Source organism: Pelagicoccus mobilis (assembly GCF_016595505.1).
Taxonomy (GTDB): Bacteria; Verrucomicrobiota; Verrucomicrobiia; order Opitutales; family Opitutaceae; genus Pelagicoccus; species Pelagicoccus mobilis.
In genome coordinates this window covers 1-22,817 of record NZ_JAENIL010000033.1, presented here as the reverse complement: position 1 = coordinate 22,817, position 22,817 = coordinate 1, and the positions used below count along the sequence as shown (strand labels likewise).

15 protein-coding genes are annotated in these 22,817 nt (G+C 53.9%); 9 read left to right on the top strand and 6 right to left on the bottom strand.

Annotated elements, in window-relative coordinates; translation table 11 throughout:
• Nucleotides 1-6 precede the first annotated feature (6 nt).
• Nucleotides 7-1,218: a tetraacyldisaccharide 4'-kinase gene (gene lpxK / locus JIN87_RS17225; RefSeq protein WP_200356838.1), complete on the bottom strand. Its 1,212-nt coding sequence runs from the start codon at nt 1,216-1,218 to the stop codon at nt 7-9.
• Nucleotides 1,219-1,503: 285 nt separating this feature from the next.
• Between lpxK and JIN87_RS17220 the strand changes: the two genes are divergently transcribed.
• Nucleotides 1,504-4,053, top strand: coding sequence for a DNA topoisomerase III (locus JIN87_RS17220; protein WP_200356837.1), 2,550 nt, complete (start codon nt 1,504-1,506; stop codon nt 4,051-4,053).
• Between the two features lie 15 nt (nt 4,054-4,068).
• Here JIN87_RS17220 and JIN87_RS17215 read toward each other — a convergent pair whose 3' ends face one another.
• Both JIN87_RS17215 and JIN87_RS17210 read right to left on the bottom strand, forming a co-directional pair.
• Complete coding sequence (locus tag JIN87_RS17215; RefSeq protein ID WP_200356836.1) at nt 4,069-4,386, bottom strand: hypothetical protein; 318 nt, start codon at nt 4,384-4,386, stop codon at nt 4,069-4,071.
• Nucleotides 4,387-4,576: 190 nt separating this feature from the next.
• Nucleotides 4,577-5,959 (bottom strand): UDP-glucose 6-dehydrogenase, encoded by a 1,383-nt coding sequence (locus tag JIN87_RS17210; protein WP_200356835.1) that lies wholly within the window; start codon nt 5,957-5,959, stop codon nt 4,577-4,579.
• 149 nt (nt 5,960-6,108) lie between these two features.
• Between JIN87_RS17210 and JIN87_RS17205 the strand changes: the two genes are divergently transcribed.
• The 3 genes from JIN87_RS17205 (at nt 6,109) to JIN87_RS17195 (ending at nt 7,981) form a co-directional block, all read left to right on the top strand.
• Nucleotides 6,109-6,864 (top strand): M14 family metallopeptidase, encoded by a 756-nt coding sequence (locus JIN87_RS17205; RefSeq protein WP_200356834.1) that lies wholly within the window; start codon nt 6,109-6,111, stop codon nt 6,862-6,864.
• Between the two features lie 92 nt (nt 6,865-6,956).
• The gene (locus tag JIN87_RS17200; RefSeq protein ID WP_200356833.1) at nt 6,957-7,532 is read left to right on the top strand and encodes a sigma-70 family RNA polymerase sigma factor; all 576 of its coding nucleotides are present in this window, start codon (nt 6,957-6,959) and stop codon (nt 7,530-7,532) included.
• Nucleotides 7,529-7,981 carry a hypothetical protein gene (locus tag JIN87_RS17195; protein ID WP_200356832.1) on the top strand — a complete coding sequence of 151 codons (453 nt, stop codon included), beginning with the start codon at nt 7,529-7,531 and terminating at the stop codon, nt 7,979-7,981. Before JIN87_RS17200 ends, JIN87_RS17195 begins: the two co-directional genes overlap by 4 nt.
• Here the strand turns inward: JIN87_RS17195 and JIN87_RS17190 are convergent.
• A complete protein-coding gene (locus tag JIN87_RS17190; protein WP_200356831.1) occupies nt 7,978-9,144 on the bottom strand; it encodes an LptF/LptG family permease in 1,167 nt (388 codons plus the stop codon). The genes JIN87_RS17195 and JIN87_RS17190 overlap by 4 nt on opposite strands.
• A gap of 113 nt (nt 9,145-9,257) precedes the next feature.
• On the opposite strand from JIN87_RS17190, the gene rlmN reads away from it, so the two are divergent.
• From rlmN to JIN87_RS17170, 4 genes are all read left to right on the top strand, one after another.
• A complete protein-coding gene (gene rlmN / locus JIN87_RS17185; protein WP_200356830.1) occupies nt 9,258-10,364 on the top strand; it encodes a dual-specificity RNA methyltransferase RlmN in 1,107 nt (368 codons plus the stop codon).
• A 154-nt stretch (nt 10,365-10,518) separates the two neighbouring features.
• Nucleotides 10,519-12,159: an NAD+ synthase gene (locus JIN87_RS17180; protein WP_200356829.1), complete on the top strand. Its 1,641-nt coding sequence runs from the start codon at nt 10,519-10,521 to the stop codon at nt 12,157-12,159.
• A gap of 113 nt (nt 12,160-12,272) precedes the next feature.
• Nucleotides 12,273-13,550, top strand: coding sequence for a glutamate-1-semialdehyde 2,1-aminomutase (gene hemL / locus JIN87_RS17175; RefSeq protein WP_200356828.1), 1,278 nt, complete (start codon nt 12,273-12,275; stop codon nt 13,548-13,550).
• A gap of 209 nt (nt 13,551-13,759) precedes the next feature.
• Nucleotides 13,760-15,145 carry a Gfo/Idh/MocA family protein gene (locus tag JIN87_RS17170; protein ID WP_200356827.1) on the top strand — a complete coding sequence of 462 codons (1,386 nt, stop codon included), beginning with the start codon at nt 13,760-13,762 and terminating at the stop codon, nt 15,143-15,145.
• A gap of 77 nt (nt 15,146-15,222) precedes the next feature.
• Here JIN87_RS17170 and JIN87_RS17165 read toward each other — a convergent pair whose 3' ends face one another.
• Entirely contained in the window at nt 15,223-18,624 is a 3,402-nt protein-coding gene (locus tag JIN87_RS17165) for a ligand-binding sensor domain-containing protein (protein WP_200356826.1), read from the bottom strand.
• Nucleotides 18,625-18,747: 123 nt separating this feature from the next.
• On the bottom strand, nt 18,748-19,653 hold the full coding sequence (gene tatC / locus JIN87_RS17160) for a twin-arginine translocase subunit TatC (RefSeq protein WP_200356825.1): 906 nt from the start codon (nt 19,651-19,653) through the stop codon (nt 18,748-18,750).
• Nucleotides 19,654-19,910: 257 nt separating this feature from the next.
• Between tatC and ppdK the strand changes: the two genes are divergently transcribed.
• Nucleotides 19,911-22,730, top strand: a complete 2,820-nt coding sequence (gene ppdK / locus JIN87_RS17155) for a pyruvate, phosphate dikinase (RefSeq protein ID WP_200356824.1) — start codon at nt 19,911-19,913, stop codon at nt 22,728-22,730.
• The last annotated feature ends 87 nt before the right edge of the window (nt 22,731-22,817 follow it).

The following is a 22,817-nucleotide window of genomic DNA, read 5'->3' as shown; positions in this document are numbered from 1 at the left end:
GCAAAGCTAGACAGTAAGTTTACGCTCTACTTTCTCGGTAAAGCAGACTCGAGACACCGCCTCTTCGAAATCCTCAGCCCCGCGCATGATGTCGATCTCCAAGCGAAGGTAGTAGAGAGGAATTGAAAACGAAATAGTATCCGGGATACGCACTGCATCCTTTTCGGTCGTAACGATGAAATCCAGTCCCGCCGCCTTGGCCTCATCCACGATCTCAAGCAACTCATTCGCATCGAATCTATGATGATCCATGAATCGACGCGTATAGAGCAGGTTCGCTCCGAAATTTCGCAAGAATCCCTCAAAACTCTGTGGCACCGCAATTCCGCTGAATGCACCTATCCGGCGGTTCTTCAATTCCGAGAGCTCGAGACGCCCCTCCCCATTCACCTCCTGCAAAAACTGAGGGCGGTGAGCGCATTCGATCACATCCACTCCTGGATTGTGCTTCTGAATCAACGCGTCGAGCTCCGGGTCTGGCCGGCCATCCGATTTCGTGAGAAAAACATAAGACGCTCGTTTCAGGTGCCGGATCGGCTCACGCAAAATCCCACGCGGAAGCATCTTGCCGTTTCCAAACGGATTGCTCTTGTCGACCAGCAAGAGGTTCAGCCTTCCCTTCAGAGGCAAGTACTGCATCCCGTCGTCGAGAATTAGCGTATCGCAGCCAAATTTCCGAATCGCGTAAGATCCGCTTTTCACACGGTCCTTGTCTACCAACACAACTACGCCGGGGAGATTCTTAGCCAACATAAACGGCTCATCGCCCGCATGCTCGGAATCAAGCAACAATCTTTGCCCATCACTGACCACTTTCGGAGGAGGCGGCTCCCCTCCCGTTACGTAGGTCCTCCAGAGCTTATCGCCGAACCCCTCCTTCCTGATGTCCTTGCTCTTGTAGCCGCGGCTCAAAATCGCCACTTTCCGTCCTCGGTTGTGAAGCGAACGGGCGAACTTCTCCACGACAGGAGTCTTTCCCGTCCCCCCGACGGTCAGATTTCCCACCACCACAACCAGACACCCCAATGGCTGGTCCTTCAGGATTCGGTTCCCATAAAGAAAGAAACGCAAATGTATCAATGAGGCGTAAATCATCGAGAGCGCTCGGAGGAAGATCTTGAAAGCCACAGCCCGCTTCCCGCGACGCCGGTCATTTACCACTTCGACCGCGAATTCCTCCAACTGCGTTAAAAGCCGCTTCGTGTTGCTGCTGCTCATTCGCCGAGGGAAAACTTCGAAGTTAAGAGGGGAAGAAATGACATAAACGAGCAATGCTTAGAGACCTGTCAGACGCTCGCCAAGACCAATCGCCAGCATTCCATTCTCGCCCTTTCCTGAGCTACGTAGTCAGAAGGGTTCACCAAAATTGTACTTGCAAGCTCCCAAATTTGTCCCCATCGACCCGAAATTGGCCGCCTTCCGGCAGGCTACGCCTCAAACAATCCAATTTCCCGTCGAGCCACCCAGCGGCCCGAGCACATTTATCAATCTACTCTATATATAATGAAGTCACTCGTCATCGCGGAAAAACCGAGCGTAGCTCGCGACCTTTGCAAAGCAGTCGGCGGAAAATTCGCCAAACACGACGAGTATTTCGAGAGCGACGACTACGTGATCACCTCCGCCGTCGGCCACATCGTAGAGCTCTGTATGCCGGAAGATTACGACAAGCGCGACGCGTTTTGGCGTTTAGCCAACCTTCCAATCATCCCCAAGACCTTCAAGCTCAAGCCAATCGAAAAGACCGAGTCGAAATTCAAGGCAATCCGCAAGCTAATGAAGCGGAACGACATCGGCACTGTCATCAACGCTTGTGACGCGGGTCGCGAAGGTGAACTCATTTTCTCCTACGTCTATAAGATGGCGAAGTCCAAGCTGCCGGTAAAGCGACTCTGGATGCTATCCATGACGACGACAGCCATCCGCAAATCCTTCGAGCAACTACGCGAAGGTGAAGAAATGCAGCAACTCGCCGACGCCGCTCAATCTCGCTCGGAAGCAGACTGGCTCATCGGCATCAACTGTACTCGCGGCGTCACCAAACGACTCTACGGATCCCGAGCAGGCAATGTCGCCGGAGTCGGACGCGTCCAGACACCGACCCTCGCGATCGTAGTCGAACGCGAAAAACTCATCCTCGCCTTCAAGCCTCGCCCGTACTGGCGCATCGTATCCGATTTCGGCATCACAAATGGCAGCTACCAAGGCGTCTACCAAAAGCCGAACTTCAAGAAAGGCGACGACGAGCACGACCGCATCGACCGTATTTGGACAGAAGAAGAGGCGAAGCAAATCGCCGCGACGCTCGAAGGGTCCCCTAGCGCCAATGTCTCCGAGGAAAAGAAAAAGTCGCGCCAAGCCTCACAACGTCTCTACGATTTGACCACCCTGCAGCGGGAAGCGAACAACCGATTCGGCTTCTCGGCACGCCGCACTCTTCAACTCGCCCAGTCTCTCTACGAAAAACACAAGATGATCACCTACCCGCGTACCGATTCGCGGGCACTCCCGGAAGATTATCCTGAAACGGTACGCACCACTCTGAGCAGCCTCGAAGACCTCTTCGGCGAAGTAGCGACCCGCCCTGTATCCAAAAACTGGGTAAACCCAGCGGACAAGCGAATCTTCAACAACAAGAAGATCTCCGACCACTTTGCAATCATTCCGACGGCTGATTCACGCAAGAAGCTTAACGACGACGAAGCCAAGATCTTCGACATGATCTGCCGTCGCTTCATTTCCATTTTCTACCCAAGCGCGGAATTCGACGTCACAACACGAATCAGTGAAGTCCAAGGGCATAACTTCAAAACAGAAGGTAAGGTTCTCGTCTCCCCAGGTTGGTTGGAAGTCTACGGCAAAAGCGTCACAGTCGCCGGCGTAGACGACACCCTTCCCGCTCTTTCGGATGCAGACGGATCACCCGCCACCGCACAGGTTGAGAGCTACGAAACTCTAAGCGAAGAAACCAAACCGCCCCCACGCTACACGGAAGCCACCCTCCTGTCTGCGATGGAAGGAGCTGGAAAACTGGTCGAAGACGACGAGTTGGCCGACGCGATGAAGGAAAGCGGACTCGGCACTCCAGCCACTCGAGCCCAAATCATCGAACGCCTCATCGCGGAACGCTACCTCGAACGCGACCACCGTGCCCTTTGCCCAACGCCTAAAGCCGAAACGCTCCTCGAGTTCCTGACCTGCATCAACGCGGAGGCCCTCACCAAGCCAGAGCTCACCGGCGAGTGGGAATATAAGCTCCACAAGATCGAAAACGGAGAGCTCGATCGAAAGATCTTCCTGAAGGAGATCGTCGACATGACAAAAACCGTCGTCGAAAGCATCAAAAGCTTCCAAGAAAACGACGAAGATCTACTTCCTAGCGATCTAAAGTCTCCCATCGACGGGCAGCCGCTCTTCGAATCCATGCGCGCCTACAAAACCAAAGGCGACAAGAAGCCTGAAGAAGGCGAGAAGGATACACGATTTGCGATCTACAAGATCATCGGCAATCGCAAGATGAAGATGGAAGAGCTACGCGAGCTTACCGAAAAGGGCCGAGTCGGCCCCATCGACGGCTTCCGCTCGAAATCTGGCAAACACTACAGCGCGAACCTCTACCTCGACCCCGACACCCACCGCGTCAAGTTCGACTTCGGCAATGGTGAAGGCGGTGAAAACGGAAGCGGATCCATCGACTTCTCAACGCTTGAGCCCGTCGCGAAATGTCCGCGAACCGGAGGGGATTTGTTCGAAACTCCTGCCGCTTACATCGTTCGCGTCGTCGATGGAGACAAGGAAACCACACCTATACGAGTCAGCCGAAAGATTCTCGATCGTGAGATCCCTAGGGAGCAGGTCATCAAACTTCTGACCGACGGAAAGACCGACCTACTCGACAAGTTCTGGTCCAAACGCACCAAACGCCCATTCGACGCCTACCTAGTCCTCCAAGCCAGCGGCCAAACCAAGTTCGAGTTCCCTCCTCGAGCTGCGAAAAAGGGCGCAAAAAAAGCGGCCAAAAAGGCCGCCAAGAAAGTAGCAAAATCGAGCTAGAAATAGCTCTAGCCGTTAGGCGGCAATGATCGGATCGATTGCGCTCGTCATAAACGTGACGATCGCGAGCACGGTTGTCAGAATCGCGAACTTCCAGTCTTGAGAGTGCTTTACCACCAGATAGGCAATTGCGGTGCCAAGCAATCCGTTGGCGAGCAATTGTGAACCTGCCAGCAGTCCGATCGTGTCGTAGCTTAGCTCGGACTCAGCTACGATGAAGAAGCAAGAGGAGATCGCCTTGAGCACGCCAAAGACGATCGCAGGCAGAACCACCTTTTTCGTCTGATAGGCAAGAACGGCGAGAATGATCAAGAAGAGGAGACTAAGTAGCATAGTGATAGGTATTAGGCGAGAGGCATTCGCTTCTGAACCTCATCGACTCACTATCGCGAAACCTAAGATACGTGGGACTATCTCCAGCCGATTTTACATTTCCTTTTACAATCCCCTGCCTAACCTCACAAAAAAAGACGAACCCTCCGAAAAGAGTTCGCCATCTAAAAAATAGGCTGAAGGAGAAGGGCTATTTGCCACCTATGGCAAAGACTTCGAATCCGATCTCCCGCAAAGCCTCGTGGTCGAGAATGTTTCGCCCATCAAAGATAAACGCGGGCTTATACATCCCCTCATAGATCTTCTTGTAGTCCAGGTCCTTGAACGAATCCCACTCGGTCATAACCGCCAAACCGTGCGCCCCCTTGGCAGCCTCGTAAGGATCGTCGCAAATATCGACAAGCGGATTGGGGTTACCCTCCGCATCCGTCTCGGACTCCTTCAAATCCTTGAAAATCTGCTCACGCGACACCTTCGGATCGTGAACCGCCAATACAGCTTGCTCGTCGAGCAAATCCCGCCCGACGTACATCGCCGCAGTCTCGCGAGTATCATTGGTGTCTTTCTTGAATGCGAAGCCAAGCATCGCAATACGCTTCCCGTTAACGGTGTTGAATAGAGTGGTAACGATCTTCTGCGAGAAACGGCTCTTTTGCCAGTCGTTCATAATGATCACCTGTTCCCAATACGCAGCCACATCCGGAAGGCCGAAATACTCGCAGAGGTAAACAAGGTTCAAGATGTCCTTCTGGAAACAGGATCCGCCAAACCCAACCGATGCCTTCAGGAACTTCGGACCAATTCGCGAGTCACGCCCGATCGCGTAAGCGACTTGGTCAACATTTGCCCCAGTGCGTTCGCAAAGGGCGGAAATCGAGTTGATGCTAGAAATACGCTGAGCCAGGAACGCGTTCGCCACCAACTTCGATAGCTCAGAAGACCAAAGATTGGTCGTGATGATGTTTTCGCGCGGCACCCAGTACTCGTAAACCTTGGCCAACGTTTCAATCGCAGCACGCCCCGCCTCGGTTTCCTCTTCACCCCCAATCAATACACGATCTGGATTCTCCAGATCCTCGATTGCGGTACCTTCAGCGAGGAACTCCGGATTCGAAAGCACCTGGAAATCGATACCTTCGCGAGTATTAGCGGAAAGAACCGTCTTCAAGCCTTGAGCCGTACGAACCGGGAGAGTCGATTTCTCAACAACGATCTTAGAGCGGTCCGAATGTTCCGCGATATCCCGAGCACAGAGTTCGATGTATTTGAGGTCGGCTGCCTTACCAGCCCCCGCTCCGTAGGTTTTGGTCGGGGTGCCAACGCTAACGAAAATGATGTCGGCCTCCTTGATGGCGGTCACTTTATCCGTAGTGAAAAACAAGTTACGACCACGAGCCGCCTTCACGACATCATCCAAGCCTGGCTCAAAAACCGGCAGTTCATCAGAATTCCAAGCGTTGATTCGCGCTTCGTTGATGTCGGCTACAGTAACGGTAATATCCGAGCACTTGTAGGCGATCATAGCCATCGTTGGGCCACCAACGTAGCCAGCTCCTAAGCAACAAATTTTCATAAGGGTGTAGAGTTGAGAAAGGGACCGTTTTTCAGATTCAGGCAGAAGTTTAAAGATTTAAATCCGGCCTAATCGCCGCATAAACCAAGCCTAAATCGTCTAAGCCCCGTGAAACCTTAAAAAACAACTGTGAAAAATCGGATTTCTCCATGATCGCTCCCTTAGAATTCCTTGAAGAAATCGAAGCTGCTGCAACCGCCGCCGGCTTCACTTCCACTCCCCTTGGCAAGGTCGAGTCATATCCGATCATCGGGCTGACACGCCCTTCTCAACAAACGCCCCCCCGCAACTTCCACCTCTACCTATCAACAGGCGTGCATGGCGACGAACCGGCCGGACCATTGGCTCTACTCGAGATTCTCAAAAGAGACCTGCTCCCCCGCGAAATCCAAATCAGCATCCTTCCCCTCGTTAATCCAACCGGATTCGTCACTCAAACACGTGAAAACGCGCAAGGCGACGACCTCAATCGAGAGTTCCGCACCCCCAAAAACCCGGAAACCCTAGCCGCTAAACAATTCATCGATACACTCCCCCCCTTCGACCTCAGCGTCGCCCTCCACGAAGATTGGGAATCTTCCGGATTTTACATGTACGCCGTCTCCCCTTCTCCAGATGATCCCGTGTTTCGCGACATTCTAGACGACACCCAAAACTCCGGTCCAATCGATTTAGCTCCCGAAATCGACGATTCACCCGCTCAAGACGGACTCATTAGTCGCCCCATCGAAGGCGCCATCGAGTCACGGGAAGATTGGCCCGAAGCCTTTCTCCTGTATTCGAAAAACAAACACATACATCTAACAACAGAAACTCCAAGCTCCTTGCCGATCAAGACTCGCATCGCCATGCACGTCACAGCGACCCTATCCGCAGTGAAACGCATCACCGCTCGCCGATTCTAACGAGCAGCGATGAATAAATTAGAAGAAGCGACGTCTAAACTCGCAAATGCCGGCGCAAACACACAAGACTCGCCCGCAATAACAACAGCGAGGTGACACCAGACGAAACGACAGATGTGCTTGTCATACAGGCGCAAGAAGGGGACAAAAACGCGTTCAACCAGCTCGTCTCCCTTCACTACGACAAAGTCTACGGACAAGCGCTTCGCATGACAAAGTCTGAAGAAGACGCCAAAGACGTCGCCCAACTCACATGGGTCAAAGTCTGGAAAAAGCTCTCCAGCTTTCGTGGGGATTCCGCTTTCACCTCCTGGCTCTACCGCATCACCACCTTCACCGCCCTCGATCTCATCCGCAAACGAAACAACAGCCGAGAATCCGCCTCGGAGCAAGAGTTCCTCGAAAACGCAGCGAACAACGAAGCTTCTCCCGTTGCATCCCCTGAGCAAGTTCGTAACCTTGAGAGAAAAGAACTCCAATCTCGAATCGAAGACGCACTAGCCAAGCTTCCCGAAAAACTCAGTACCGCTCTTCAGCTGCGGGAAATCGAAGGCCTCACCTACGAAGAAATAGCCACCGAACTGCAGGTAAAAACCGGCACCGTCATGTCCCGACTTTTCAACGCGAGAAAAACAATCCAGAAACACTTAGCCGACCTCGTCTCATGAAACACATCCGCATTCCAAAACTCGCAACACTAGCCATCGTCGTGCTCGCCACTTCACTCTTCTCCACTGTTTCCAGCGCCCAAGACGCATCGGTCAGCGCCACGCTCATCCTAGCCTCCAACGAAGGCCAAGGCGTCGACGCCTCGCTCAAACAATACGAACGCCGACTGATTCGCGCCTTCCCATTCGACACCTTCAAGCAACAAGGAACAGGAAATTTCAAGCTACGCCTAAACGGCACCCAAACAATATCCTTCCCCGGAGGCCAAAAGGTGACCGTTTCCTACCTCTCCAACGAAGGCGGCAAATACCGGCTTTCCGCCCAATGGAAAAAAGACTCCAAAACCCTCACCGACATGACAGTGCTAGCCAGCAAGGGACATCCAACCGTCCAAGCGGCCGGCAACTCAGGCGGCAAGCTGCCCCTGCTTATTCTCGTTGTAAACTAGCTCTTCGCTTTCTTGCCGTGGTCCGCACGCAAGAACAGCCATACACCCACCGTCTGATAAGCCAGGTTCGGTATCCAAAAAAGCAGTTCAGGCCTAAGCTCCGGCTTCCCATCCAGCCAATCGATCGAGATCATCGCGAGATAGTAGAGCAGCCCCATCCCTACCCCCAACCCTAGATTGGCCGAGGTCTCCTTGCGCGAGGTTTTCAAACCAAGAGGGATCGCAATACACGCGAACGACAGCACCGCAAAGCCCATGGCGAAATTCTTGTGGAACACCATTTTCGCTTTCAGCATGTTCCGTAGAGCCTCCTCGCGAACCTCCCCTGTCGAGCTCTCCGCAATCTCCTGGTAGCTCGCGACCTCGCGCTGCAACTCGTCAAACGTCATCCAAGTCAGCTTCCGAGCCAAGGTCTCACGCCCTAGGATCTTCTCCAAAGAGAAAGAGAATGGAAACCTCGCCGCCGAGCCCGGAAAGAAATTCTTGGTCCTGAAATTCTCAGGGTCCTCCTCATCGCGGTGCTCGATGGTCACCTGCTCCGCATCGAGCTGAAGCTCCGCGCTATTCTCCAAAAAAGCGAACTTCCCTTTTTCCGCTCTCGCAAAAGACGTCACCTGACTCTGCTCGTTCAGCTTCCAAATCCAAACGTCGTAGAGCATCTCCGCCTCCTTCTTTCCCACGTAGATTACCGATCCCGGAAAATCCCGCACAAACGTTTTCTCCACGATGAACCCTAGCGGATTCGTCTGGATCGTATTCTTCAGCTCCTGGCGGTACTGCGTCTTGGCCAGCGGACCGTAGTAGAAATTCACTACCAACGACGCAGTCGTGCCAAGGATCGCCAAAAGAAACGCCGAACTGGAAAGCCGAATCACGCTCACACCAGCCGCTCGCAACGACGTGATTTCATTCTCCGCCGACAAACGCCCCATCGTCAGAAGCACACCCGTGATAAACCCCATCGGTAGCGCGTAAACGAATACAAAAGGCAGCAACAGCCAAGTCAGCCTGAAAAACGCCCCAAACGTCAGCTGCCCTTCCGCCAACAAATTGAGCATGTCCTTCACCATGCTCATCGTCAGGATCAGAAACGCAAACATAGCCACCGACGCGAAGCAGGAGGCAAAAACGTTTTTAAAAATGTAGCGATGTATCAAACTCACCGCCGCCTACACTTATCCACCGCCCCCTATCCGCAAGCCGAAACCACTCCCCAACAAAACTCGCAACCCAGACTTCCCCTTTCGCCATTCCCCCTTCACCATCCACACCTTTCATGAAGTACCTTCCGGAAAAGCCACCCATCTACGGCGAAACGCTCGACAGCCTCCAAGCTCGCTTCGAAGAGCTCGGCGAACCCAAGTTCCGCGCCAAGCAAGTCCTCGAATGGCTCTACAAAAAACGGGCCAAGTCCTGGGACGCCATGAGCAACCTCCCCAAATCCCTCCGCGAAAAACTCGACAACACCTTCGAAATCGCTCCCTCCAAACGCGTCCTCGCCAAAGAATCCGCCGACGAGACCGAGAAGCTTCTCCTCCAGATGGGCGACAACGCAATGGTCGAAACCGTGGTCATTCGAGCCCCTCAGATCAGCGTCGGGCAAGAAAACTCCCGCAAAACCATCTGCATCTCCACCCAAGTCGGCTGCGCCTACGGGTGCAAATTCTGTGCATCCGGACTCGCTGGCTGGAAACGAGACCTCTCCATCGGCGAAATCGTCTCCCAGCTCATCCACGTCTGCCACCAAGAAGACGCGACCACAGAACGCGCCTCCGAAGAAATCGCCTCCTTCGACAACATCGTCGTCATGGGCATGGGCGAACCCCTGGCCAATTACAAAAACCTCCTGCCCGCCCTACGCATCCTGAACGCAAACTGGGGCCTCAATTTCGGAGCTCGCCGCATCACCATCTCCACCTCCGGAGTCGTGCCACGGATCGAGGAGCTCGCCGACGAGCCAGAGCAATTCCGACTCGCCGTCTCCCTGCATGGGGCAACCAACGCGGTCCGCGACCAGATAATGCCAGTCAACCGTAAGTACCCGCTCGAAAAACTCCTACCCGCCATCCAAAAATACGCCCAGACCAAGGGCCGCATGATCACCCTCGAGTTCATCCTCATCGAGGAAATCAACGACACCCTCGAACAAGCCGACGCCCTCATAAAGATCGCCCTCGACCTCAAGGCGCACGTCAATCTCATCCCCTACAACACAGTCGACGGACTCGATTGGCGACGGCCTTCGATCGCCCGCCAGGACACTTTCTACAACCGTCTCCGCAACCGAGGCGTCTCAGTCACCATTCGCCGCGAAAAAGGGCACGACATCGCCGCCGCCTGCGGTCAGCTAAAACTCAAAAACGAAAGCGACCTCGCCTCCTAGGGTCTACGCAATCCAGCCACCGAACCACGCGACTTACCTCCTCTTTCGTTAAACACCGACACATCCTCCCCGCAAATCGAGCGGCAGCGTCACAGAGTCGATTCTCGCGCTTGCCCTTGAGCCCAAGGCTGTTGCAATCTCTCGCTTCGCACCCATGAAGATCGGACTCGCTCAGATAAACACCACCGTTGGCGACCTCGCCGGCAACCAAAAACTCATTCTCGACGCCTACCAATCGCTCGTCTCGCAGGGCGCCGAACTCGTCGTCTACCCAGAACTCGCAGTCTGCGGCTACCCTCCGCGCGACCTGCTCTTCAAACGCCGCTTCGTGCCGGACCAACTTGCGAGCCTAGAGCAAATCGCCAATCAAATCGGCGACGCCCCCGCCGTCATCGGATTCGTCGAAGCAAACGAAACCCAGTCAGGCCGCGATTTCTTCAATTCCGCCGCCTTTTGCCAAAACGGAAAAATCCAGCAAATCGGGCGCAAGTCGCTCCTCCCCACCTACGACGTCTTCGACGAAGACCGCTACTTCGAGCCAGCAGACCTGCCTCTAGTTTTCACCTGGCAAGACCAGAAAGTCGGCGTCACCATCTGCGAGGACATCTGGGGAAACACGGATATCTCTCGCGAGCGCTATCCACACGCCCCCGTCGAATACCTCAAAGAGCAAAACCTCGACCTTCACATCAACCTCTCAGCCAGCCCTTGGCACTGGGGAGGCAAAGGAGAACAGAGAGAAGGCCTCGTCTCAGCCGCATCCAAAGCCTGCGGTTGCCCCACGGTATACGTGAACGCAGTTGGCGGAAACGATGAGCTCATCTTCGACGGCCGCAGCATGGTATCCAATTCTCAAGGACAAATTATCTCAGGCCTTTCCGCTTTCGCGGCCGACCAAGCAGTCGTCGACCTAGAATCAACGACAGCCAGCCTCGCCGAAACCTTCCGCCAGGAACTCATGCACAACATCGAGGACGCTCTCGTGCTCGGCCTACGCGACTACGTGCACAAAAGCGGCTTCAAAAAGGCCCTCATCGGCCTATCCGGCGGCATCGACTCCGCCGTGGTAGCCGCCATCGCCGCCAAAGCCCTCGGCCCCGAAAACGTCACCGGCGTAAGCCTGCCCTCCGCCATTTCCAGCGATCACTCCAAGAGCGACGCCAAGGATCTCGCGGAAAACCTAGGCATCGACTTCCATACCGTCGCCATCGCCGACATCGTCGCCTCCGCCGAAGACACCCTCTCCCCACTTACCGCCGGCTACGGTCGCGACGTCACCGAGGAAAACATACAAGCCCGCGCTCGCGGCCTGCTTCTCATGGCCCTCTCCAACAAGCTCGGAGCACTCCTCCTCACCACCGGCAACAAATCCGAACTCGCAGTAGGCTACTGCACGCTCTACGGCGACATGTGCGGCGGGCTCGCTGTGATCAGCGACCTTCCCAAGACTAAGGTTTTCGAGCTCTCGCGATTCATGAACCGCGACAAACCGACAATTCCGGTCAATACCATCGAGAAGCCGCCCAGCGCCGAGCTCCGCCCCGACCAGAAAGACGAAGACAGTCTCCCTCCCTACGACATTCTCGACGGCATCCTCGAAGGATACGTCGAAAAAGGAATGTCCACTAAGGACCTCATCGAGCAAGGATACGATCCCGACGTAGTCAAAGACATGATACGCAAGGTCGATCTCAACGAATACAAACGCAAGCAAGCCGCTCCCGGCCTCAAACTCACTCCTCTCGCCTTCGGCGTAGGCCGCCGCATCCCCATCGTGCAACGCTACGTCTCCTAGGCGTTCCGCCTCGGTAAATAGGAGTTAGGTGCATAGGCTTTAGGTCGAGCTTCCAGACTCCATCAACGTTTCTTCCTAAAGCCTAAATAGCTAAAACCTAAACACCTATCGAAATGACAATTTCGAACGATCTTTTCACCCGCGCCCAAGAACTCATTCCCGGCGGCGTAAACTCGCCCGTCCGCGCGTTCCGCTCCGTAGGCGGAGCCCCCTTCTTCACAAAAAAGGCAGAGGGAGCCACCCTCACCACCGCAGACGACAAAGAGCTCATCGACTTCGTCTGCACCTGGGGGCCAGCCATCCACGGGCACAACCACCCCGTCATCCGCGACGCCATTGCCGAAGCGCTCAACAACGGCACCAGCTTCGGCACACCAAATCCCTACGAAGTCGAAATGGCGGAGCTCATCATCAAGATGGTTCCCTCCGTCGAGAAGGTCCGCATGGTAAATTCGGGAACGGAAGCGACCATGACCGCCATCCGCCTTGCTCGCGGATACACAAAGCGAAACAAGATAATCAAGTTCGCTGGCTGCTACCACGGCCACGTCGACAGCCTACTCATCGCAGCCGGCTCAGGCGCGCTTACACTCGGCAAACCAGACTCCGCCGGGATTCCAGAAAAACTGGCGGAAGAGACCATAGTCCTCCCCTTCAACGACCTTTCAAAAGTCGAAGAAGCCTTTTCCAATTTTGGAGATCAAATAGCTGGAATCATCCTAGAGCCATTTCCGGCGAACGTCGGTCTGATTTTCCCAACCGACGGCTATCTGCAAGGGCTACGCGACCTCTGTACCAAACACGGCTCCGTCCTGATATTCGACGAAGTCATGACCGGGTTCCGCGTATCCGCAGGCGGCGTACAAGAGCACGTTGGCATCACCCCCGACATTACGACCCTCGGTAAGATAATCGGCGGAGGCCTCCCAGTAGGAGCGCTCGGGGGGAAAGCAGAGATAATGGACCACCTCGCGCCACTGGGTCCCGTCTATCAAGCCGGCACGCTAAGCGGCAATCCACTCGCCATGGCTGCAGGCATCGCCTCGCTCAAGCTCCTACTCGAGGGCGACGCCTACTCTCGCCTCGACAAGATGGGAAAACAGATCGCATCCGCGATCGCTTCGACCGCCAGCGAGATCGGACTCCCTCTCCAAGTGCCCCAAGTCGGCTCCATGTTCTGCGTCTACTTCAGCGAAAAGCGGGTCGACACGCTCGACGACGCAACGGCCACCGACACGGATCGCTTCAACAAGTACTTCCACACCTGCCTCGAGAAAGGCGTCTACCTGCCTCCTTCGAAGTACGAGGCGAACTTCATCTCGACCGCTCACGAGCAAGGAGCAATCGACAGAGCGAGCGAAATCCTCTGCGAAACGCTTCGCGAGCTCTAGGCGAGCTCATTGCTCGTGGTGAATTCCAAATTAGCATTTGATCCACCGCTGATTCCGACCGCTGTAAAATAGGACAAATCTTCGATTTGTATCATCTTTCTTTTGTTAGAGGTAGGTAGGGAACATTCCGATTTGCTCCGTGCCTAATTGGGCGCTACCTAGTCCGACAGAAATAACTGAATTACCCCCAAAAAGAAAGAATACGAATCGTGGAAAAATCAGGAATTAATCGTCGAAACTTCGTCAAGGGAGCGACCTCTGCAGCCGGGCTTTTTGCTCTGCCCCGCTTCTCGATCGCCAAAAGCAAGCAATCAGCGAACGGAAAGCTAAACATAGCGTTCGTGGGAGTGGGAGGAAAAGGAGCGTCTTCGATCGTCCCACTCCGCAACGAAAACATCGTCGCTCTCTGTGACGTCGACATGGCCAATGTCGAGGCTACCGTAACTCACCCGTGGACCCCAAAGGTTTTCGGTGAGGTACTCGAAGAGATAAACTCCAAGGGAGCGAAGTGGTACAGCGATTACCGCAAGATGTTCGAGGAAATGGCGGACAAGATCGATGGCGTGGTCATCTCGACGCCCGACCACATGCACTACCCGATCGCTCGCTCCGCCCTGAACCTCGGCATTCACGTCTACTGCGAAAAGCCACTCGTTCACACTGTCGAGGAAGCACGCTGGATCGATGCAGCCGCTAAAAAGTCCGGGCTCGTCACCCAGATGGGCAATCAAGGAAAGTCCAACGCAGGTCAAAGACTGGTCTACGAATGGATCCAAGCCGGCGTAATCGGCGACGTAAAAGAGATCGTCTCCTGGACCAACCGACCCATCTGGCCACAGGGCATCAAAGCTCCTGATCACTCAAAGGCGATTCCGGTCAAACCTGACTCCCTTGATTGGGACGTCTGGCAGGGAGTGGCGCCTCGACGAGCTTACGATCCCTCAATCCACCCATTTAATTGGCGCGGGATGTGGGACTACGGCTGCGGAGCGATCGGCGACATGGCTTGCCATATTATGGATGTACCCTACTGGGCGCTCAATCTGGGCATGCCGACTGCGATTTCCGCGACCACCACTGCGTTCAACGATTACAGTTCACCGAGCTCCGCCATGGTCACCTTCGAATTCCCACGCCGTGGTAAACTCTCACCAGTCACCTACCGATGGTACGAAGGCGGACTCATTCCACCGATCCCTGAGGGACTCGAAGCCTCAGTCTACGACGACAAGGGCGGAGGCACGATCATTTACGGCGAGCACGCCTACATCTACTCCGACACCTACGGAAAGGTCGTGCGCATTCTCCCAGACGCTAAGTTCCGTGCAATGAAGTCCAACCTACCACCACGCACCTTGCCACGTGTTAAAGGTACTCACCAAAAGAACTGGACCGATGGCATTCGCGGGGAACTCACACCGTGCTCAGACTTCGAATACGCCTCTGGACTCACCGAAATGGCGCTACTCGGAAATGTGGCCATGCGCGCCCAACGCCGTATCGAGTACGATGCCAAGGCCATGAAGATCACCAACGTTCCAGAAGCGAACCAGTATCTGACCAAGGAATACCCAGACGGCTGGATTTTAAGCTAGTCCTCCACACTCCCTTTCGAGCCGCTATCCCCCAAATGGGTAGCGGCTTTTTCATTTCGCGGATTCAAATAGACACTCTACGCCTCTTCGCTCAGTTGCTCGATTGGCGTGTCCACAAAAGGCTGCGAAAGGGGCACTCGTAAAATAAACCGCGTCCCTTTTTCGATTTCAGATTCCACCCGAATCTCACCCTCCATCAAATCGACCACACGCTTTACAATCGCCAAGCCCAGTCCAGTTCCCCGGTAGAGCCGTTTCTTTTCTCCGATTATTTTCCGAAACAGATTAAAGACCGAATTCAGCTTTTCCTGCGGTATTCCCACTCCTGTATCTTCGACAGCAATCATGAGCGTATCCGTAGCTCCCTTACTCACTTCATAGCTTAGGCTGATCGTACCGTGATCCGTGAACTTGATCGCGTTCTCAAGCAACTGGCCCATAATCTGATCCAAACGGGCACAATCAACCTCCACAAACGTCTCCGGATCCAAGTCTTCCTGAGGACTGAAAGATACCGTGATCTCTTGCTTGTCCTGTCTTTCCAGCTCGGTCAGCAAATACGAATTCCACTTCTCAAAGAACTGCCCCAAGTGAGTGGCGACAGGCATAAGAGCCACCTTCTGAGACTCCAGTAATGAGAGTTCAATGATGTTGTCGATCATCGTCGTCAAATACTCCCCGTTCTCTTCGATGATCTGGAGATATTCTTCTTTCTCTTCCTCTTCGCAAGCCCCACCCCGAAGCACATTCACAAACCCGATGATCGCATTCATCGGAGTCCGAATCTCATGTGAAATGTTCTCGAGAAAGGCCGACTTCAAGCGATCCGATTCCTCCGCCTTTTCCTTGGCTACCTGTAGCTCAAAAGTCCTCTGCGTGATCAACTCCTCCAAATTCTCCCGGTGATCGATCAACTCCAAATTCTGGTCCTCGGTCTGAGCCTTCTGGTATTCCAGAGCCTTTAGAGCATCTTCAAGATCCTTAGTACGCTCCGACACCGTGTTCTGAAGTCGCTCCTTCTGCCCCGCCAAGGTCGCTAGCCTCATCCGAACAATCCCAATCACCAAAAGTATCAGGGAAGCGACGACAGCGATCTTGAACCATAAAGTCTGCCAGAAAAAAGGCAACAGGCGCAGCGGCAGAGAAATGCCCGCTTCGTTCCAAACGCCATCGCTATTGCTCGCCCGAACTCGAAACAGATAGTCGCCCGGCGGCATATTCGTATAAAAACAGTCGGCTCGTTGCCCGTTCGCCACCCAATCCTCGTCAAAGCCTTCGAGCATATATTCGAACTCATTTCGCCCCGCGCTCAAATAATCCAGAGCCGCAAACTCAATCCCCAAGATATTGTTACCAGGAGGCAAAACGATTTCAGACGCAGTAAATGGCGTTCGAGGCAAAACGTCCCCCTCCCTCCCGTAGCTATCTTGATTAACGTGCTGAACGCTGATCCCCGTAATCACCAGTTCAGGGGCCTCGTTACTCACCTCAATCTCTTCAGGACGAAATTTCACGATCCCCTTTTCGCACCCAAAATAGAACAAACCATCGTCCCCAAGAAACTTCGACCGCTCGACAAATTGATCAGACAGCAATCCATCAAACTTATGAAAGGCTTTAAAAGAATCGGACGATTTTTGGTATCGAGCTAAGCCTTCTGAGGTCGCGACCCATAGCTCATTGTCTCTTGATTCATTTATTGAACGAATCGAGGCCCCCGGCAATCCCTCTGCCAAACTGTAGCGCTTAAACTCTCCGACTTCGCGGTTCATGGAACAGAGCCCATTTTTCGTTCCCACCCAAAGCGTATCCGAAGAATCGATATAGAGACAAACCACATGACCGTCGCTTAAGCTTGTTTCATCAGCAGCGTCGTGCGTGAAATCCACGAAAGTAGACGCCCCCTCCTTTAGCAGACTCAGTCCGTTCGCCGAACCAATCCACAAATCGCCATTCGCATCGAGAGCCAGATCCTCAACCCATTCGCTCAACGGATTCTCATAGTTCGTGAACTCGCCACTCTCCCGATCCAAGTAGTCAAAACCTCTCCCATGAACAGCTAACCACAAATTCCCTTTCCGATCCGGGAGAATGACTCGCACATCGTAGCCTTGGATCGAATTCCCCCCCTTCTCATCGGGCACGAATTTCTGAAATTTGCGTTGCCCGGGTTCTAATTTCGCTAAGCCATCCCGATTTGTGCCAATCCAAATGTGACCATCGGCCGTCTCAACGATGTCCCACACGGAGCCTCGCCCAAGACCTCCCGAAACGTCTTCATGCGGATCAAGATAGGTCCTAGAAGACAAAGAAAAATCCAAGACATCCACCCCCTCATTGTGGTACCCAACCCAAAGCCGCTCAGAAGAATCTTTCAGGATAGCTGTCACTTTCCGCTTGGAGAGAGGAATTGGACTATTCTGATCAATCCCCGAAAAAGCCTTGGAGTTACGCACGACACTCAAACCGCCGCGCGAAGTCCCTACCCACAGATTCCCCTGCCGATCAGTCGACAACGCATAGACCGTCCCCGGTTGAATTGACGCAGTACTGTAACCAACGTTTCGATACATCTTTTTCCGTTCACCTTCAGGTGAAAAAATAGTCACTCCCGCAGTCGTCCCAACCAACACATCGCCATTCTCATGGACCGTGACTGTCCCTACCAAATCTTCGTCTTTTCGCTTCGCTGGAACCTTCTGAAAGTCGCCAGATTCCAAATCCAAGATCCAAGACCCTTCCTGATTCGTACCAACCCAAAAGCTCGACGGCGAGACTCGTGCCAAAGCCCTCACAAACGATTTTCGCTGCTTCAAGAACTCAGCGCCTTCCCCAAACGAGCCCACGATGTTCAAGTCGTCATCCACGATCTGGATACCGCGTTCCCCACCGATCAAAAATCCCAGTTCGTCATCGAGCAACAAAACGCTGGCCCGCCCTTGAATCTCAAGATCAAGCCTACGGAAAACACCATCCTCCTCCAGACGCCCCAGTCCCAACGCCTCCCCCAGAACGAGAAGCTCACCCTTGGACGTTTCAGCGAATCCGCTCACACTCCCATTGTACCACTCGATCTCGCAAGGCACGAAAACATCCAAGTCCGGGTCGTAGAACACAACACCCCGCTGCAAGCCTACCCACAATCGACCGTTCGAGTCCTCGTAGAACGTATTGACCCGATTGTGCGGCAGTTCGCGACGCTCGTTGGCCCCCGAACGATACCGTAAAAACCGACGACCGTCGTAGCGGTATATCCCGTCCCGAGTCCCGACCCAAACAAACCCCCGATGGTCTTGAAGCACATCGATCACCGCGATGCTCGCGAAGGTCTCGCTTTCTTCGAACCAATCGAATTGCAACCTCTCGAGATCGAGATCAAGTGGCCGCGTTTTCGCCTGCAGCGAACAAAACGAGACAAGGAACACGACAAGTCCAAACAACCGAAAACGGTTTAGTCCTGTGAAACCGAACCGAAGCATGAGTAAATTTCTAGAAACTTGTCCTAGCACTTATTCAGCCTAATGGGCCTGCCGCTAAGATCAACCAAGCGAGCGAAGTTCTTCGAAAATCTTTACCTAAGTATTAACCTCGAATTTACGCGACTAGGCGTCTTCCTCATCCGCCTCTTCGTGGGCTTTACGTTTCCTTAGGAGAACTCCCGCAACGATTAGCGAAACCTCGTAGAGAACAATCATCGGCAAAGCCATCATGACCTGAGTCACGGGATCCGGCGGAGTAAGAACGGCCGCGAGAATAAAGAAGGAGATGATACAAATCCGGCGGAGCGAACGCAGCTTCTCCAAACTCACCACATCCAGATAAACCAGCACCACCGCGATCAACGGGAACTGAAAGGAAACGCCCATTCCGATCACGATCCATGTGATAAACCCGAAATAGCTGTCCGGCGACCAGATGATCTGGAAATCCATCATCTTGTTAAACGCCATCGTCACCTCTATCGCCTTGGGCAGCAGCAGGAAAAACGCGAACGAACACCCCATCAAGAACAGGCAGAAAGCGCTGAAACACCCTGGCAGGAGCAGTTTCTTCTCCTTCTTAGTAAGCGCGGGAGAAAGAAACTTACCGATGTAAAAGAGGAATACCGGAGAGGCGACCGTTATGCCCGTCAACAAACCGATGTGTAGCATCGCCGTGAATACGCCGGTCGGATTACGAGTCGCCAAGCCATTGAAAACCTCCATCTGCTCAGGCGAGTAGTTTTGGTTCAACGGGAACATCAGCACGTCCTTCACATGCTGGATGAATACGATCGTGAGCACGAAAGTGACAAAGAGAACCGCCAACGGTTTGATCAGCGTCCAGCGCAACTCCTCCACATGATCGAGGAAGCCCATCTTCTTCGGGTCGTCCGCCCAATCCATGTCTTCGTCATCCGAATCGTCATTGAAGAAGTCGAGATCGTCATCCACGGAATCTTCACCGTACATGTCGAGGTCATCCTCTTCGGGCTCTTTATCGGAATCTTTTGGAACGATGTCGCTCATGGAAAACTTGGGAAAACGGACCTTATTGCGCGACTGGATCGGCGTGGGCAATCGCAAATCGCTCCCACTTTTAAGCAATCGCAAGTTTAACGGTAAAGCCCCTCTGAATGCGTCCCTCTATCGTTCGAGCTCCTCCCTAGGCAGCATTCCCGTTGACACACGCTCCCCCATCACTATGTGAAACCCCTTTTCGAAACTGGGAAGAGGCAATTCAGCGTCTTTCATAATCAACATCGCAAAACCCAAGCTATCGAAGTATGGCATCCAAAAAGACAGCGAAACGCGCAACCGCAGCCAAGAAGGCTGTACGTAAGCCCGCTAAAAAGGCAGCTAAGAAAGCTCCTCGTAAGGCAGCGGCAAAGAAGAACGTAAAGTACGTATACTCGTTCGGTCAGAAGACTGACGGCGACGCTACTATGAGAAACCTCCTCGGCGGCAAGGGTGCGAACCTCGCCGAGATGGCCAACATCGGCCTCCCAGTTCCTCCAGGCTTCACTGTTACTACAGAAGTTTGTACTTACTTCTACGACAACGGCCGCACTTACCCAGAATCCCTCCAGTCCCAGATGGAAACTGCCATCGCTAAGATGGAAAAGGAAATGGGCACAAAGTTCGGCGCGACCGACGGCATGCCTCTCCTCGTAGCGGTACGTTCTGGTGCTCGTGACTCTATGCCAGGTATGATGGACACCATCCTCAACCTCGGCCTCAACGACGATTCCGTCGAAGCTCTCACCAAGGCAACTGACAACCCACGCTTCGCTTGGGATTGCTACCGCCGCTTCATCCAAATGTACGGAGACGTTGTTCTCGGCGTACAAGCTGGACCAGACGAAGACATCGAGCCTTTCGAAGGCGTAATCGAAGGCTTCAAGCACGAGAAGTACGGCAAGGACGTTATCGACTCTTCCCTCACAGCTGAGGACCAACAAGAGCTCGTTAAGCGTTTCAAGGAGCTCGTCAAGGTTCGCACTGGCAAGGGCTTCCCAACAGATCCATGGGAGCAGCTCCGTGGTGCAGCTGGTGCGGTATTCGGTTCTTGGATGAACGACCGCGCGATGGTTTACCGCCAGAAGTACGGCATCCCTGCTGAGTGGGGTACTGCTGTTAACGTTCAGGCGATGGTTTTCGGTAACACTGGCGAAACTTCAGGTTCCGGTGTTGCATTCACTCGTAACCCAGCGAACGGCGAGAACGAATTCTACGGTGAGTTCCTCGTTAACGCTCAGGGTGAAGACGTTGTTGCTGGTGTTCGTACACCAAACCCAGTTGCAGAGCTTCAGGAAGTAATGCCGAAGTCCTACAAGGAGCTCCTCCAGGTTCGCAAGAAGCTCGAGAAGCACTTCAAGGACGTACAGGACGTTGAGTTCACCATCCAGGAAGGTAAGCTCTACATGCTCCAAACTCGTAACGGTAAGCGTACAGCTGCTGCCGCTCTCAAGTTCTCCATCGACATGGTTAAGGAGCGTCTCATCAACTGGGAAACTGCGGTACTCCGCAACCCAGCTGACCAGCTCGACCAACTCCTCGCTCCTATCTTCGACCTCGCTGACGTAAAGAAGGCCAAGCAAATCGCTACTGGTCTCCCAGCTGGTCCAGGCGCGGCTTCCGGTAAGATCTACTTCAACGCAGAGCGCGCGGTTGACGCAGAAGCTCGCGGCGAAAAGGTTCTCCTCACTCGCGTTGAGACTTCTCCAGAAGACCTCCGCGGTATGATCGCTGCTGAAGGTATCCTCACCGCTCGTGGTGGTGTTTCTTCTCACGCTGCACTCGTTGCCCGTCAAATGGGTAAGGTTTGTGTTTGTGGCGCGGCTGAGCTCCAAATCGACTACGACAAGAAGATCCTCACAGTTGGTAAGCAGAAGTTCAAGGAAGGTGATTACCTCTCCATCGACGGAACTTCCGGTGCGGTTTACGCAGGCGAAATCAAGGCTGCTCCTTCAGAAATCATCGACGGCCTCCTCAACAACAAGAAGGCTGCTCAGAAGACTGAAAAGTACCAGAACTACGTGAAGCTCATGGGCTGGTGTGAAAAGGCAACTCGCCTCCAAGTTCGCACTAACGCCGACACTCCAGCTCAAACAAAGAACGCGATCGCGTTCGGTGCGGTTGGTATCGGCCTCACTCGTACAGAGCACATGTTCTTCGAAGGCGACCGTATCGACGCAATGCGTCAGATGATCCTCGCCGACTCTCTCGAAGGTCGTCAGAAGGCACTCAAGAAGCTCCTCCCTTACCAGCGTAAGGACTTCGCGGGCATCTTCCGCTCACTCAAGGGTCTCCCAGCGACAATCCGTCTCTTGGACCCACCTCTCCACGAGTTCCTCCCTCACACGAAGGAGCAGCAAATGGACCTCGCTCGCACGCTCGGCATCAAGGTTGAGACTATCATGCAGCGCGTTGCAGACCTCCACGAGTTCAACCCAATGCTTGGTTTCCGTGGTTGCCGTCTAGCTATCAGCTACCCAGAAATCGCTGAAATGCAGGCACGTGCGATCTTCGAAGCAGCCGCTCAGGTTGAGAAGAAGGGCATCAAGGCACGTCCAGAGGTAATGATCCCACTCGTCGGCTTCAAGAAGGAGCTCGATATCCAGACTGCGATCGTTCACCGCGTTGCTAAGGAAGTTGAAGAGAAGAAGGGCGTTAAGCTCACTTACTCTGTTGGTACAATGATCGAAGTTCCTCGTGGTGCCCTCACCGCTGACGAGATCGCTGAAACAGCACAGTTCTTCTCTTTCGGAACCAACGACCTCACTCAGACTTGCTTGGGCATGTCTCGTGACGACACAGGTTCTTTCCTCGGCAAGTACCAGGAAGAAGAAATTCTCTCCGCTAACCCATTCGCATCTATCGACCAAACAGGCGTTGGCCAGCTCGTCGAAACTGCGATTGAAAAGGGACGCAAGACTCGCCCAGACATCAAGCTCGGTATCTGTGGTGAGCACGGTGGTGACCCAGCATCCGTTAAGTTCTGCCACAACGTTGGCCTCGCTTACGTATCCTGCTCGCCATTCCGCGTACCAGTCGCTCGCCTCGCAGCTGCACAAGCAGCCATCGAGGAGAAGCGCGCCAAGTAAGTGCTTAGCGTACTAAAAGTTTAACTACACAGCCCTGCTTCCTAATCCAGGAGGCAGGGCTTTTGCTTTATTTGTGGGAGCGTGCTT

Coding starts and splice junctions, on each gene's coding strand:
- lpxK (WP_200356838.1), bottom strand. CDS start 1,218: ATGAGCAGCAGCAACACGAAGCGGCTTTTAACGCAGTTGGAGGAATTC.
- JIN87_RS17220 (WP_200356837.1), top strand. CDS start 1,504: ATGAAGTCACTCGTCATCGCGGAAAAACCGAGCGTAGCTCGCGACCTT.
- JIN87_RS17215 (WP_200356836.1), bottom strand. CDS start 4,386: ATGCTACTTAGTCTCCTCTTCTTGATCATTCTCGCCGTTCTTGCCTAT.
- JIN87_RS17210 (WP_200356835.1), bottom strand. CDS start 5,959: ATGAAAATTTGTTGCTTAGGAGCTGGCTACGTTGGTGGCCCAACGATG.
- JIN87_RS17205 (WP_200356834.1), top strand. CDS start 6,109: ATGATCGCTCCCTTAGAATTCCTTGAAGAAATCGAAGCTGCTGCAACC.
- JIN87_RS17195 (WP_200356832.1), top strand. CDS start 7,529: ATGAAACACATCCGCATTCCAAAACTCGCAACACTAGCCATCGTCGTG.
- rlmN (WP_200356830.1), top strand. CDS start 9,258: ATGAAGTACCTTCCGGAAAAGCCACCCATCTACGGCGAAACGCTCGAC.
- JIN87_RS17180 (WP_200356829.1), top strand. CDS start 10,519: ATGAAGATCGGACTCGCTCAGATAAACACCACCGTTGGCGACCTCGCC.
- hemL (WP_200356828.1), top strand. CDS start 12,273: ATGACAATTTCGAACGATCTTTTCACCCGCGCCCAAGAACTCATTCCC.
- JIN87_RS17165 (WP_200356826.1), bottom strand. CDS start 18,624: ATGCTTCGGTTCGGTTTCACAGGACTAAACCGTTTTCGGTTGTTTGGA.
- tatC (WP_200356825.1), bottom strand. CDS start 19,653: ATGAGCGACATCGTTCCAAAAGATTCCGATAAAGAGCCCGAAGAGGAT.
- ppdK (WP_200356824.1), top strand. CDS start 19,911: ATGGCATCCAAAAAGACAGCGAAACGCGCAACCGCAGCCAAGAAGGCT.